Origin of the sequence: Aliidiomarina celeris, from assembly GCF_003316875.1 — a bacterium.
Classification (GTDB): domain Bacteria; phylum Pseudomonadota; class Gammaproteobacteria; order Enterobacterales; family Alteromonadaceae; genus Aliidiomarina; species Aliidiomarina celeris.
In genome coordinates, this window is the sequence record NZ_QMIL01000002.1 from 322,160 (window position 1) to 336,427 (window position 14,268).

At 48.5% G+C, this 14,268-nt stretch carries 16 protein-coding genes and 1 pseudogene; 5 read left to right on the forward strand and 12 right to left on the reverse strand.

From position 1 onward, the window contains the following. The first annotated feature begins 147 nt into the window (after positions 1-147). On the forward strand, positions 148-810 hold the full coding sequence (gene ytfE / locus DQW12_RS05715; RefSeq protein ID WP_113906886.1) for an iron-sulfur cluster repair protein YtfE: 663 nt from the start codon (positions 148-150) through the stop codon (positions 808-810). Here the strand turns inward: ytfE and DQW12_RS05720 are convergent, their stop codons facing one another. The 11 genes and pseudogenes from DQW12_RS05720 to DQW12_RS05765 form a co-directional block, all read right to left on the reverse strand. Further along, complete coding sequence (locus tag DQW12_RS05720; protein ID WP_113906887.1) at positions 811-1,377, reverse strand: YIP1 family protein; 567 nt, start codon at positions 1,375-1,377, stop codon at positions 811-813. A gap of 67 nt (positions 1,378-1,444) precedes the next feature. After that, positions 1,445-3,034 (reverse strand): thiamine pyrophosphate-binding protein, encoded by a 1,590-nt coding sequence (locus DQW12_RS05725; protein ID WP_113906888.1) that lies wholly within the window; start codon positions 3,032-3,034, stop codon positions 1,445-1,447. Between the two features lie 146 nt (positions 3,035-3,180). Next, positions 3,181-3,507 (reverse strand): Na+/H+ antiporter subunit G, encoded by a 327-nt coding sequence (locus tag DQW12_RS05730; protein WP_113906889.1) that lies wholly within the window; start codon positions 3,505-3,507, stop codon positions 3,181-3,183. Between the two features lie 6 nt (positions 3,508-3,513). Continuing rightward, on the reverse strand, positions 3,514-3,783 hold the full coding sequence (locus DQW12_RS05735) for a K+/H+ antiporter subunit F (protein ID WP_113906890.1): 270 nt from the start codon (positions 3,781-3,783) through the stop codon (positions 3,514-3,516). Beyond that, entirely contained in the window at positions 3,777-4,286 is a 510-nt protein-coding gene (locus tag DQW12_RS05740) for a Na+/H+ antiporter subunit E (protein WP_113906891.1), read from the reverse strand. The genes DQW12_RS05735 and DQW12_RS05740 overlap by 7 nt, the downstream gene beginning before the upstream one ends. Next, a complete protein-coding gene (locus DQW12_RS13685; protein ID WP_269800925.1) occupies positions 4,273-4,863 on the reverse strand; it encodes a proton-conducting transporter transmembrane domain-containing protein in 591 nt (196 codons plus the stop codon). Before DQW12_RS13685 ends, DQW12_RS05740 begins: the two co-directional genes overlap by 14 nt. A gap of 25 nt (positions 4,864-4,888) precedes the next feature. Beyond that, positions 4,889-5,794, reverse strand: a pseudogene (locus tag DQW12_RS13690) (proton-conducting transporter transmembrane domain-containing protein); the annotation flags it as partial. Positions 5,795-5,796: 2 nt separating this feature from the next. Continuing rightward, positions 5,797-7,761 carry a proton-conducting transporter transmembrane domain-containing protein gene (locus tag DQW12_RS05750; RefSeq protein ID WP_113906892.1) on the reverse strand — a complete coding sequence of 655 codons (1,965 nt, stop codon included), beginning with the start codon at positions 7,759-7,761 and terminating at the stop codon, positions 5,797-5,799. A gap of 69 nt (positions 7,762-7,830) precedes the next feature. After that, positions 7,831-9,060 carry an alginate export family protein gene (locus tag DQW12_RS05755; RefSeq protein WP_113906893.1) on the reverse strand — a complete coding sequence of 410 codons (1,230 nt, stop codon included), beginning with the start codon at positions 9,058-9,060 and terminating at the stop codon, positions 7,831-7,833. A 207-nt stretch (positions 9,061-9,267) separates the two neighbouring features. Further along, on the reverse strand, positions 9,268-9,633 hold the full coding sequence (locus DQW12_RS05760; RefSeq protein ID WP_157957858.1) for a putative signal transducing protein: 366 nt from the start codon (positions 9,631-9,633) through the stop codon (positions 9,268-9,270). Continuing rightward, the gene (locus tag DQW12_RS05765) at positions 9,620-9,973 is read right to left on the reverse strand and encodes a TonB family protein (RefSeq protein WP_113906895.1); all 354 of its coding nucleotides are present in this window, start codon (positions 9,971-9,973) and stop codon (positions 9,620-9,622) included. Before DQW12_RS05765 ends, DQW12_RS05760 begins: the two co-directional genes overlap by 14 nt. Before the next feature lie 310 nt (positions 9,974-10,283). Between DQW12_RS05765 and DQW12_RS13455 the strand changes: the two genes are divergently transcribed. The 3 genes from DQW12_RS13455 to DQW12_RS05775 are packed head-to-tail and all read left to right on the forward strand — an operon-like array spanning position 10,284 to position 11,143. Further along, positions 10,284-10,433, forward strand: a complete 150-nt coding sequence (locus DQW12_RS13455; protein ID WP_157957859.1) for a hypothetical protein — start codon at positions 10,284-10,286, stop codon at positions 10,431-10,433. Between the two features lie 51 nt (positions 10,434-10,484). Further along, positions 10,485-10,835, forward strand: coding sequence for a type II toxin-antitoxin system RelE/ParE family toxin (locus DQW12_RS05770; protein ID WP_113906896.1), 351 nt, complete (start codon positions 10,485-10,487; stop codon positions 10,833-10,835). Between the two features lie 5 nt (positions 10,836-10,840). Further along, the gene (locus tag DQW12_RS05775) at positions 10,841-11,143 is read left to right on the forward strand and encodes a helix-turn-helix domain-containing protein (protein WP_113906897.1); all 303 of its coding nucleotides are present in this window, start codon (positions 10,841-10,843) and stop codon (positions 11,141-11,143) included. A gap of 238 nt (positions 11,144-11,381) precedes the next feature. Here DQW12_RS05775 and DQW12_RS05780 read toward each other — a convergent pair whose 3' ends face one another. Next, the gene (locus DQW12_RS05780; protein ID WP_113906898.1) at positions 11,382-12,128 is read right to left on the reverse strand and encodes a hypothetical protein; all 747 of its coding nucleotides are present in this window, start codon (positions 12,126-12,128) and stop codon (positions 11,382-11,384) included. Positions 12,129-12,518: 390 nt separating this feature from the next. Between DQW12_RS05780 and DQW12_RS05785 the strand changes: the two genes are divergently transcribed. Then, on the forward strand, positions 12,519-14,075 hold the full coding sequence (locus DQW12_RS05785; protein ID WP_269800926.1) for a YifB family Mg chelatase-like AAA ATPase: 1,557 nt from the start codon (positions 12,519-12,521) through the stop codon (positions 14,073-14,075). The last annotated feature ends 193 nt before the right edge of the window (positions 14,076-14,268 follow it).

The window sequence follows — 14,268 nt, forward strand, 5'->3', positions numbered from 1 at the left end:
ACCCGTCTAATCAAAGGTAAAAAATACCATAGCACACAGAAAACCTATAGAAATCAAAGGAGGTACTCATGGCGCGATTCTTGATAGTTAAGCTAAGGAAAGCATGTGAAAACACTATCTTATCAAGAATAATTTTAGGAGTCGGTTATGAATTATTTAGAGCAATCGTTGGGTGAGCTTGCTACAGAAATTCCAGGGGCTACGGAAGTTTTCCATCGCTATGGACTCGATTTTTGCTGCAACGGCCAGCGCTCACTGGCGGATGCGCTGGCACGGAAGTCGATTGATGGCAGCCCGGTGGTTGAAAAGTTAACTGCATTAGTACAAAACACCGCTCAGCAGTCGAATGCACAAAAGTGGCGAGACGCGGAGCCAAAAGCGCTAATTGACCATATTCTCGTGCGCTACCACGAGCGTCACCGTGAACAGCTAACCGAGCTGATTCGTTTAGCGCGCCGAGTTGAGCTGGTACATGGCGATCGTGAAGCTTGTCCAGTCGGTTTAGCTGATCATTTAGAAGACGTATTTCATGAACTTGAAAGCCATATGGCGAAAGAAGAACAAATTCTCTTCCCCATGATTGCTCAAGGCGCTTACCCTTCGGGACCTATCATGGTGATGGAAGAAGAGCATGTGCATCATGGTGAAGCCTTGGATGAAATTGATCGTCTGACTAATGGTATTGAGCTCCCTATCGGAGCTTGCAATACATGGACCGCACTCTACGTGGGCTTACGTGAGTTCAAGCGCGACATCATGGACCATATTCACCTCGAGAATTATGTACTCTTTCAACAACCTCAAAACTAGCTAGAAGGCCCATATCAATACCAGCAAGAGTATCCACGCGATGAGGGAGGCGCTGATCACAATGATAGCCGTTGACATGGCCTCTGTGTCTTTGCCTTTCTCATGCGTCATAGCACGAATACCATTGAAAACCATGCCTGATGAAAGTAAGAAACCTGCCAAGCCGACAAAAGCATTCACCCAAATAATCGGAATCAAAAGTACAAGGGAAGACAACCATAGAGGTAATGGCGCGAGGGCGGCAATAAGGTAGCTTTGCGCGTATTGGAAGCCAAGCTTATGAGATTCGCTTACAGCCTGAATGAGCCAGCCCATAACGAAGAAGGTAAGCAGCTGCGCCATAAACAGCGTGGTGGTAAAGAACCGCCAATTTCTGTCGTGAAAACCTTGAATAAACTCGTCGCCGTAATGGGTACCTGCATAGTAAAGCAGCACCGGAGGAAGTAACGCCATCGGTAGCACAAGTAACCAAGCCAAGGTAGGAATGGACGGACTTACTTGAATCAGTGTTGGCCAACCGGCCTTTGCACTGAAAGGTAAACTTAGAACTTCTCGTAACCGAATCATAAATCGCCTTTATATCAATACATGATATAAATAGCATGATGTGGAAATACTCGTTTGTCAAATATGTTTAACATCGTCCCGCAGCAAGAAACCCGTCAGCAAAACCTTGTAACTTTGCCGTTCTGCTATTGGGAGCTAACTGAGCTTCAATCAGTGTGAAGCGAGTCGTATCCATTAAAGCGTTATCGAATGCTTGTGCCAATTCATCTTCATTCGAAACCGAAACGCCTTTGCCGCCCATGGCTTCGGCAAGTTGAACGTAGTTCCAGTGTTCGAGCTTGGTGCAACCTAAGCCGGGTGAAAAAGCTTCGATCATGTCCCACTTTTTATTATTAAAGAGCACAATAATGGGCGCGTAGCCTGCTCTGGTAAAGTGCCCAAGTTCGAGCCCTGTCATGAGAAATGCACCGTCACCCACGAATATCAGTGGGCGCATACCCGTGGCGGCCATAACGCCATAAGCAGCAGGAATTGCATAACCCATAGATGCGTAAAATGCTGGGGCGAGGAGCAAAGTCGGGTACGCATTAAGTGAGGCAAACAAGCAATCACCCACGTCGCTCACAACGGGGAAAGTGTGGTCTCTTTTACTCATAATCTGCTCAACCACCTGTGCGACTCGAGATGCGCAAAAAACCTCGGTCTCAACACTATTCCGACTACGGCATATGCTCATGTTTTCCGCTGTAAAAGCTGAAGGCAGCGCTTCGCCCAGCTCGCGAAGTTGAGTGCGAAGAGAAAGCTCAGGACCATGTTGTTGTAGGTCGAAAACCTTATTATCAGGAAAAAGAGCCATATTGGCGGCAAAATTACTGTCGGTTCGAATAACTCCGACTTGTAAAATGCAATCGGCTTCCGAGAGCAACTGTGTTGCGTGTTGATCGGATTTGTCGAGGAAAATGCCACAATACATGGGGTGGTGCTGATTAATACTGGCTCTCCCCATAAAGGTGCTCAGCATCGGAATGTTAAGCCGAGTGGCAAGATGTTCCAATTCAGCCGTAGCATTAAAGCGACGAACGTCGACACCCGCCAGTATAACCGGACGCTTTGCCTTTTGTAGTGCGGTGATCACTGGGGCAACGATGTGCTCCAGATGTTGCATATTGGGAGGGTTAGGTTGGTAATTCTCGACCGCTTTTACTTGAAATTCTGTGGCGTTTCGCGGAAGTTCAATCAGCACAGGACGACTTCTTTCTTTCGCGGTTTGAAACGCTTCCCGTATTTTCTCAGCAGCAGTTTCAGGCTGATCAATACGCACTTGCGTGGCGGTAATTTCTTTGAAAATTGAGCGTTGAGAATCCACATGCTTGGCTTGGTGATGAATTTGCAAACCACGTTCTATCTCCTGTGCGCTTGGGTAACCGGCAACCACCACGACGGGCACATGCTCGACATAGGCTTGTGCAACCGCATTCACTGCGTTGAGCGCACCCGCACCATAGGTAAGAATAACAACACTCGGTTTATTAGTAATACGAGCCGCACCGTCTGCGGCAAAAACCGCAGCAGGCTCATGGCTCAGGTAATGCAGAGGCAGGTTCCCGTTCTGCTCTAACGCTTGAAAAAATGGCAAGACAAAATCACCGGGGATTCCGAATAGCTCAGTTACCCCAAATTGCTCACATTCCTGAACGAAACATTCGACTAGCTGCATGCTTTTTGACCTTCATAATTTCTATCAGCCCATGATAGGAGCGTGGTGGCAAAAGCATAGTGATATATCGAGGTATCTCTTTGTTGTTATTTTTCGTGCGGTCTGGAAAGCATTTTAAGCTGGCGTGATGTTTCGGCAGTATATCCCTATTGCCAAGGTTTGTTTTTGGTGTTGCTGACGCACTTTAATCCGCGATGCAGGGCGGCTTTGGCGATCATGTTGGCACTCACTGGCGCGGTAACAAAGAGAAATGCGGTGATAAGCGCTTCTTGCATACTTACCCCCTCGGTAAAGAAGGTGAAGTATAGAAACGAGCCGAATAGCGTGGCACCAACGCCTAAGGTGCTCGCCTTCGCAGGGCCATGTAAGCGGGTGTAAATGTCCGGTAGGCGAGCGAGACCTATCGTGCCGATCAGCGCAATTAAGGCACCGATGACTAAGAACAAACTAATGCTCACTTCTAATATAACCATAAAGACCTACTCAATTAAGTCGCCGCGCATAAGATAGCGCGTTAGTGCCACGGTGCTGACAAAGCCCATTAAAGCGATCAGCAGCGCGGCTTCAAAGAGAATGTTGGTGCCCATTCGAATCCCTGTCAGGACTATAACCGCAATCAAGTTAATGGCCATAGTGTCCAGCGCTAAAATTCGGTCGACGACGTCGGGACCGACAATTAAGCGGTACAGCGTAAATAGAATTGCGAGGGAGAATAGCGCCAACGCAATCGTCACGGCGTAAGCTAGCATGCGAAGATCTCCTTTAGTGGTTGTTCGTAACGCTCAAAGATATCGCTGCGTAATTGCTCTTCGTCTTCGAGGTGCAAGACATGAAAGAGTAAATGCTTTTTGTCTTTACTGATGTGTGCGGACACAGTGCCCGGCGTTAGCGAAATGGTGCTCGCTAAAATTGTGATGGCAAAGTCATGTTGAATGGTCAACGGGTAGTCAATAAATGCCGGCTGTAGGCCTTTAGCTCCGCGCAAAATGCGAATCGCAACGGCGACGTTGGAGCGCGCAATATCGACGGCTAAGCGAGTCGCATAACTCAATATTTTAGTGGGGTGATGGAGGCTTGATGGCTCGAGCCAAAATTGTTGCGAGCTAAACGGAATGACCCACGCCAGCCCCAACCCCAGCACAACGTGTGCGAATGCGAGGCTTTCGTTCATCAAGAGCCATAAAACCAACAGGAAAATACTAAAACGTGGATGTGGCAGGAGCTTTTTGGGGTGACGCTTAGTGGTTTGCATCGGCAAGACCTCCTAATACGGCATGAATATATCGTTCAGGTGCGAGTATTTGCGCAGCAGTATTCTGTGTGTAGTCCATAATCGGCTGAGCGAAAATGCTCAGAAGTAGACTGCCAAAGAGCATGGTGAGGACAATTCCTGTGGCTAGTATTGGCGCTCGCTCAGTGGTGGCTGGTTGTTTATTTTGCCGCCATAACAAAGCGCTGCCGCCACGGCTTAGCGCAATAATGATGATTAAACTGGAAATTAACAGGATCGGCCAAAATAACGCATAGGCCCATGGCGCAGTGGTGCTCTGCAGTATCCAAAACTTACTGATAAAACCGGACAAGGGTGGTAACCCCGCAAATGCGACTGCAGCGGTGAAGAATAGGCCGCCGAGTAATACGCGATCTTGACTGCGAGGCCCTGTGACAAAGTAATCGCGAGGGCCAGGTCGGTAATGGTGAAAGATATCGGCGAGTAAAAAGAACACCGCGGTGAGTAAGGTTGTATGCAGCAGGTAAAAAAGCGCTGCGGCAAGGCTCGGTTGTGAATACTTGGCAAATGCTCGCCAGCAAAGTGCCGACTGACACAATGACCATCCATGCGGTTAGTCCACGCAAGCTCCAAGCACCCAGTGCGCCGACGGCGCCAAAGGCAAGTGTGGCGAGCGCCAGTGGCCAAAGCCACTGGAATATCTGCTCGTTGAGGCCCGCGTCTCCGTGAAACACGAGATAGAACACGCGAATAATGGCGTAAATGCCAACTTTGGTCATAATCGCAAACAGTGCTGCAATAGGCGCTGCAGCCGCTGCGTATGCACGCGGTAGCCAGAACAATAAGGGTAGCAGCGCGGCTTTAATCCCAAAGACAATCAACAGCAATGCACCGGCAGCATGTACAAACGGCAACTCACTAGCGGGTAGTGCGTTAATGCGGAGCACCATGTCGGCCATGTTGAGGGTGCCGGTAATGCCATAGAGGACGCTAAGCGCAATAAGGAACAGTGCGGACCCAACAAGGTTAATAATGACATAGCGCAGGCCAGCACGACTGCGGGCACGGCCGCCGCCATGCAATAACAGCGCATAGGATGCGATGAGCAGGATTTCGAAAAAGACGAATAAGTTGAATAGGTCGCCGGTGAGTACTGCGCCGTTCAAGCCAAGTAATTGAAACTGAATGAGTGCGTGAAAATGTGCGCCGGCCTGGTCGTGATTTTGTTTGCGGCCAGTGGTTGCGTAGGCAATACAAAAAACGCTGAGCGTCGAAATCATCACTAACATCAGCGCGCTTAATTGGTCTAGTACCAGCACAATGCCGAATGGTGCTTGCCAATTTCCGAGTTGATAAACGCTATAGTCGCCGCTGCTCGCTTGCTGCAGCAAAATAATCGCCACGACCACTTGGGCACTCGCCGCTAATAAACTAAGACCACGCTGGTCTTTTATGCTAAGCCCATGCAACACCGTCAGCATAGCACCAAAAAATAATGGAATTAGGATGGGAAGAATCATGAGGTGCATGGTTAAATCGGCTCCTCATTTTTATCGACGCCATCGACATGGTCGTTTTTCAACTCGAGTACCGATCGCAAGGCAAGAACGACGACAAAAGCGGTCATGGCGTCGACCGGCATCAACTCAAGGTCACCTTGCCAAACATCGAGGCCAATGAGTGGCCAGCCAGTGAAAATCAAAGCGGTGACGAGCACATACAAAACATAGCGCTGCAGGGAGCCGTTCTCAACCATGTGCACAGCGTGTTGAGACCAGCCAATTAGCTTTTGCATCAGTTTTTCAAAATGATCTTTGGCATTTAAATTCGGTAATTTCGCATGCCAAGCAAAAAGGGTTGTCCGCGCGCTATACATCGCAAGTCCCCCGAGGAAGGTCACGGCTGAAATCAGTGATAGCCATGGATGATCCTGAATCACGGAGAGATCATAGCTCACAACATGTGGGGCGCTAGTTGCCGGAATGAGAAGGTCTGAGCCGACGTTCGCTGCAGCCGCAATGAGTCCATGAAGCATAAGTTCTGGCCATAAACCAAGAAAAATACAGGTGACGGCAAAGAAGAATAGTGGTGCATAGGTCCAGGGACTCGGCTTTTTCGGCGGCCAGTTTGGTAATTCGACCGGTTTGCCATTAAAGAATGTGTTATGAAACAATCGCAGGGCATAGCCGACTGAGAAAGCGGCACCGAGAATTGCCAAAATAGGAATAAGCGTCGCGATTACACCAGCATGCGGACCGTTAAGGCTTTCGACAATGAATAGTTTCTTGCTGAAATAGCCGTTTAAGTAAGGCAAGCCGGCCATTGCAGCGGTAGGAATGAAGCTGAGCAGCATTAACATGGGGAAGTGTTTCGCCATGCCATTTATTTGCCTTAAATCTCGTGTACCTGCAGCTTTATCGACCACGCCCGCCATCATGAACAATGGTGCCTTAAATAATGCATGATTGACTAAGTGGAAGAGTGCGACGGTTAACGCACCGTGGGTACCAAAACCAATCAGCAGAGTAATTAAGCCCAAGTGACTAATGGTCGAGTAGGCCAGCAACCCTTTGATGTCGTGCATGAAAATCGCAACAAACGAGCCGACTAATAAGGTGATGACACCAATACCGGCGACCCAGTAGAACCATGCTTCGTGACCGCTGAAAATAGGGAATAAACGAATCAGGAGGAAAATCCCAGCTTTCACCATGGTAGCCGAGTGGAGATAAGCCGAAACGGGGGTGGGCGCTGACATGGCATGTGGTAGCCATAAGTGAAACGGAAACTGCGCCGATTTAGTCAATGCACCAAGTAAGATAAGGCCGAGAATCCAAGGGAAACGCGAGTCAGCTTGGATCAGCTCGCGGGCTGCCAGAATGTCGGTCAGTTGGTAACTACCGACCACTTGGCCAATTAAAATAATCCCGCCCAATAGCGCTAAACCACCACCTCCAGTGATGAATAATGACAGCCGTGCGCCGCGCCGAGAAATTTGTTTATTGCCATAAAAGCCGATAAGCAAAAAGGAAATAAGGCTAGTCAGCTCCCAAAAAATGAGCATGAATATCAAGTTTTCGGCGAGCACGATGCCAAGCATGGCGGCCATAAACGCAAGAATGAGGGTGTGAAAACGCGCGGCTTCAGGTTTGCCAGCGAAGTAATGATGGGCGTAGTACATCACAGTGACGCCTATGCCGGTAATCAATAAAGCAAATAGAGCGGACAGTGCATCGAGTCTTAACGCGACAGCAAGCCTAAGTTCAGGAATCCAGTTAAATTGATAGAGCAGCACTTGCCCTTGCATGACAGTGGGCAACAACTGGAGCAGGAGAATAAAAGCAATAAGCGGCGGTAAACTCGCAAACCCAACAGACCACCGCGGTGCGTGACGCAGCAAGAGCGTACCCGGCAAAAACAGCAGGGGCATAAAATGAGTATTAACATGGTTCAGCGCTACGTCATCTTTTATATATTTATTAATGAGGCCTTTCAACTAATCTATTCGCTAAATAAGTGTCTACTGGATAACTGCAATGCGAAAGAAGTAAAAGACCCCTTCACGTTAAAGCCGATAACTCAACATGAACCATGCTTTGCGCGTATCTACTGCAAAAGTTTTGGCTTGATAGTCAGCAAATTTAAAAAGTAAGGAGATACCATTGCTCATGGTTTGCGTAGCCGCAATATTCCACTCCTTACCGTAGGTTCGCCGGTTAAAGTCAGACTCAAAGTAGTGGTAACTGACCGTGATGTGAGCAGAAACCAAAGGGAAGGCGATCTTTGCAAAATGGTCACGCACACCATCGTTAGGCGTGGTTAGAAAGAGGTCGGTAAAACCTTGAAAGGCGTGCAAGGTTGCAAATGGTGTTTGAAAGGCTGTCGACCCATTGCCAGAGAGCCTCTCTGTGCCAAATTCAACGTTTTTATTGTTATAACGCCACTGGGCTGACAAGCGGTGATAGTGATGTTGATACATTTGAGGATTCGTATGTGCATCGTTTTGTCGCGCTACTGTTACTTGTAATGCTAGAGGAGCATGCTCGGCCAATGGTATATTCAGGTGATAGTCTGCGCCATAAGTTCGGCTGCTTTGGGCGTGCCAGTCTTGAAAATCAAAGTCGTAGTTAAAAATATTGAGGCGTTGTTGGTCGTTGATCTGCCAATTTAATACCGCACTATAGAAATTACCACGCTGATTAGCTTGGGGACCTTTCGGTCCAAAGATACGATTAACATTATGAATGGCCGCAACATCTAGGCTGAGCTCCTCGCCTATTTGTTGCTGAACGCGCGCGCCATCATAGGTTTGCTCGTTTTGTCGCCAACCGACACCGCCAATGAATCGTTGGTTCAAATGATTCATACGAAAGCGGCCAAGGCTGATTTCCGTACCGTTATTCTCATCTTTAAAACGAAGAGCAGCTTGGTTGATATCCGTCCCTCTAGGATCAGCAACAACCGAGTAATTAACTTTGGCATTAGCTGTAGAGTTATAGTTGTCATTACCAATCAGTTCAACGTGATCGACTTCAAGCAGCGCGCTCCATCGTGCTCGCAAATACTTCGTAGCAGTCACTCTAGTTCTTAACGTGCTCGCTAAGGCATTTTCAAGAACATTATCTTGGTCAACGTGTTCGATGCGATAACGTAAGGTTACCTGAATATCATCGTCGGTTAGAACTGCAGGCTCTGTTGCAAAGGTAGGTTGACTGAATAAGGTGATAGCGCAAGCAGCCAACCCCAATGGTACATGTCTTTTGAAGTTTAAAGTTTGAACGTGCGAAGTAGTCATAATTAATCCTTAATACCGGATGATTTTAAGCACTGATCATTCGTATGCCTATGATCTGAGTTAATACAACGATTAATGCCGCTTCTTATAGAATGTTTTTGACCTTGAGGAGTTTACTGGGTTGTGCTTATGAACGGGGAAATATAAGGCGTTACACCTCTGGGGGTAGTGCAATATACCTATCCTGAAGGTTTTGATTAGGGAAGACTAGCTAAATGAGTTAGGCGCGTTGCACTGCCAACAAAACTCAAACTGACCGCCGTTTTCTTCTTGGCAGTGAGGGCAGGTCCAAGGTGTTTCACTGCTGGCTTCGTAGCGCATAATAATATCGTGGGCGCGGGCCTTTTGCTCCGGTGGTGCATAGATCGGGGTTGCGAGGGCGTCGATAGGCACTTCGCCGATAGCCCCACCCATACCCAATCCTCTAAGCCCTGCCTGCAAGCCATTTGCTTGCAGGAGCCCAACCAGCATTTGTGCTTCAATAGCATTGGCGGCGGAATAAACTTCAACCCAAGAAGGTTCTGCCCAGGTGGGCTCCGGATCATGGGCCATGTTCATTCTAGTTATCGCCAAAGTTCATGTCCATGCGAAGGGTCGCGCCTTGGTATACGATGGGTTCATAGCGCCATTGGCGGACTGCTTTAACGACTTCTCGGTCAAAAACACCCTTAGGCTCGGAAGCGACGACTTCAATGTTGGTGGGGCGAACTCTGTTATCGATATCAAACGCCAACTCCACATAGCCTTCAATTCTTCGTTGCACGGCGCGGCGAGGATAATTTGGCGCCACTCGAACCAGCACAGGAGGCGCTTCGCTTTCGGCAGTTTCACCACTCGAAACAGCTGCAGCTGGCGCATGCCATGCAAGGCCGAGGCTTACCATCAAACTGGAAACAAGTGCGTATTTGATCATGGTGTTATCTCCTTATTGGTGAGTGACCATTCCCTCAACTCTTTAACCATTGAGTTATTAAATATTTGTTGAATGCAGAAGAGTAAAATAAATCAACACCAGTGTCACCCGCGAGAAGGCTAGTTTGTCGTTGTGTTCCACTGGGTAATCATCAGAGATCGCAAGTTGCAACGATGAGCTTGACTGCTTCCTCAACAATAAAGGCCGACCATCAACGAGATCTTCTGGTTAAATTCCGCCATTGCCCACTAGCGCATTGGGTATCGCTTTTCTATAGTGCTAGCTCAGGTTTAGCGCAGGGAGGCGTAATATGGGTGCAAATGGAAATGTGACGGGGTATGCGGTAGTGCTGAGCCGAGCGCAGCTGGGTATGGACGCGCCGGAAGTGAAAGTGGAAGTGGAAATGGAAGTGAACTTGGGTAAGGGCTTGCCTGCCTTTCAAATTATTGTCATGCCTTGACAATAGCCTACTATAAACATAGGATGCAACCTATAATTCACGGTGTGAATCATGTGGGAAATAAGGACTACAGACACTTTTGATGCTTGGTTCGATGCGCTGGACGACACCGACCGAGAAAATGTGATTGCGGCTATGATGGTGTTGGAACAGAAGGGACCGATGCTGTCGCGCCCCTACGCTGATACGGTGAATAGTTCGGCACACAAAAACATGAAAGAACTCAGGGTGCAAAGCAAAGGAAGCCCAATACGAGCTTTCTTTGCCTTTGATCCAAACAGGGCTGCGATTCTGCTCTGTGCTGGTGAGAAAACTGGAAAAGAAAAGCGTTTTTATGAGGAGATGATTCCGGTGGCCGACAAAGAGTTTTCGGCTCATCTGGACGCACTCCATAAGAGGTGAGTGAAATGGCTAGAACATTTGAGCAGATCCTGGATACCGAAAAGCCAGAAGTAGTGGCAAACGCCAGAACCAAGGCTAATCAGATTTTGCTGAACATCCACCTAGGGGAAATCCGCTCCCTAATGGAAAAGACGCAAGCAGATATGGCTGAAGCCCTCGGCATCAAGCAACCAACCGTCGCTGGTATGGAGAAGGCTGGGCAAGACGTGAAGCTCTCCAGCCTGAAGCGATACGTCGAGGCTGGGGGCGGGAAGGTACGGCTCGACATCGAGCTGCCCAATGGAAAGCATCATGGCTTTGTGTTGTAGTCATAGTTGCTGCAACGTGACAACTTAAATCTTTTAAATGTCATGGCTAACCAGCCGTGGCATTTTTGTTCCCACCTCCTTTGTTCTATATTCATTTCTTGTGGAGTAGCCCAGGAAGTAGAAGCAAAGAGCATTAACATAATTAAAAATAGTTTCATAAACGAAGTCCTTATTTTCGAGTAAGAGTAGAGATATTTACTTCAAGGTTTCACAACCTACGTCAAGCTTCCAATCTTGATCACCAATCAAAAGCAACCCGTTGGAGGTGTACTAAATTTTGCCCAAAATGGCCAGAATAAATAGCGAGCAGAATCCAAATCTCGCCGCTGTCGTTCGCAGTCACTATTAGCGAGTTGGCATCGTTTATAACTCTATTTGTGACATACTCTCCGTGCAGAAATTCCTCAGGAATATCGACATAGCCCATAGTTGCTGTATCAGCACTGCGGTTAATAGTGCTTCCTTCGACTTGTAGAACATATTGTCCGGTTCCCTCCTCTTCAACCAAAGAGGGGGCGGAGGAAAAGGCGCCAATGACAAATTCAGGCCCCATGCCACCATCAAACGACTCTAAGGAGATATTACTCTCAACTTGAGCCATAGCGATGGGTGCATATGATTCACCCGGTGTTAAACCCTCGACTTTATGAATAATAAAAGGGCTCGCGTATCCTGCTCCGTCTTCGCCATTGACCCATGCCAAATTCCACTGAACCTCTATGTTACTGTCATGAGTCGGTGTAGGGCCATAGTCGAAGGAGAATGAAGATGCTTCTTCCGTATTACTGAAGTAACCGAAGGCTTGCCACTGCAAGTCAAAGGACTGTTCTACAAAGATCATCTCTACTTGTGCGTTACTTAACCAAGCTGGGAGTGAAAGTTCGGGGAGTTGAACCTCTTCTTGAGATTCTTTGGAGCTATTGCCGCAGCCAGATAATAATAAGCTGATGAAGGTGACTGCTAGGAGTTGTCTTGTTTGATGCATGAATGATTTCCCTTTTGTAAGTTGGCAACATCTGTATATGACAAAAATCTGCATTTAGCATGGTTTGATGTTTTAAAAAGTCAACTTTTGTATCTAGCTCTTTAGAGGGAGGACGGTTCGGCTTTCACTAAAAAGTCGACTTTGCTCAATATTTTTATAACATGTGCTTAAATAATGTAAATCAAGGACGAGTTTCAATTGTAATCCCCCCGAAAAATCGGAGCAGTTATAACTAGAAAATTCCGTTAAACCAAAACGAATGACCTCTCTCCCCAACAATATGACCCCGCCACCAACGAGATCTTCTGGTTAAATTCCGCGATTGCCCACTAGCGCGTTGGATAACGCTTTTCTATAGTGCTAGCTCAGGTTTAGCGCAGGGAGGCGACTGTGGGTGGGAAGGACAAAGTGACAGGCTATGCGGTAGTGCTGAGTCGGGCACAGCTGGGTATGGATGCACCGGAAGTGAAAGTGGAAGTAAACTTGGGTAAAGGCTTGCCTGCTTTTCAAATCATTGGCATGCCGGAAACCACGGTGCGTGAGGCGAAGGATCGGGTTCGCACCGCGCTCATTAATTCAGGTTTAGAGTTTCCCACGGCGCGGATTACCGTGAACCTGTCGCCGGCAGAGCTACCCAAACAAGGCGCACGTTTTGACCTTGCTATCGCCCTCGGTATTTTAGCGGCCAATGACCAATTGCCGTTAACCGCGCTGAACGACCTTGAGTGTTATGGGGAACTCACGTTAGACGGCAAGGTTCGTGCGGTGCCGGGTATGTTGCCGTCACTCTTACAAACCCAACGCTGCGGTCGGCAGGCGTTAGTGTCGATTGAAAATGCGAGTGAAGCGTCGTTGTTGCGTACTTCTATTGCGGCAGGAGCAACCACGCTCGCGGCAGCCGTGCGCCATTTAGAGCGTCGAGAGCCGCTGCCCGCTATAACTCCAGCGACCTTGCTGCATCGGCCGCATTTAGCTGGCGATATGGCTGATGTGAGAGGGCAGCAATTAGCAAAGCGCGCATTGGTGATAGCGGCCAGTGGCGGCCACCATATTCTGTTTGTGGGGCCACCAGGCACGGGGAAAACCATGTTGGCGAAACGCATGCTCAGCATTATGCCTCCGCTGAGTGAGCAACAAGCCCTCGATGTGGCGGCAATTCAGTCGATTACCGGCATACCCTTTGATTTGCAACAGTGGCGACAACGGCCCTTCCGTAGCCCGCATCATTCTTGCTCTGCGACCGCTTTGGTGGGTGGGGGCTCGATCCCAAAACCGGGCGAAATAACTTTGGCGCATAGGGGGATTTTATTCCTCGATGAACTGACCGAAATGCCGCGCCATGTGCTGGATGTGTTGCGCGAGCCGCTCGAGTCGGGCGAAGTGCATATTAGCCGAGCAAAGCAACAGACCACCTTTCCTGCATGTTTTCAGCTGGTGTGTGCATTGAATCCTTCGCCTTGTGGCCAGTTTGATGGAACTCTCAGTTCTGCGCGCTCGACGCCGGATCAGATCATTAACTACCTAGCACGCATTTCTGGGCCTTTTCTGGATCGCATTGATTTACAAGTTGAGGTGCCGCGTCAACCGGAAGCGCTTAAGTTTCAAGCGCAGGATGAACAGGTACCCGACGAAGAGCGCAGTACCGCTATTGCGCCCTTAGTTGCTGAGGCGCAACAGGCCCAGTTGGAGCGACAAGGATGTTTAAATAGTGCTCTGTCGGTGGCGCAGATTAAACGCTTTTGTGCACTCAAGGAGGCCGATCATGATTTTTTAGTCGCCGCCATGGAGAAGCTCAAACTATCGCATCGCGCCTATCACCGCACCCTAAAGCTCGCTCGCACTATTGCCGATTTAGCAGAGGCCGAGCACATAAGTCGCGCCCACCTTGCTGAGGCCATGAGCTATCGTGCCCTTGATGTGCTTTTAAACCAGCTTCGAGAACTTTGATTCTCTTACTCAAACCTTACCGTGGAAAAATAGACAGCAGTTTTTATCGGTGCAGTACAGCCTGATGTTTGAGATCAGGTGTTGGTTAGGATTATGTCGGTGATCGACGCGGATAAGTTGATGGAGAAATTTATTGAATACTAACGCCTTGTGTTAGCATTGTGCCCTCTAACGCGTGACTTCTACTTTTAAT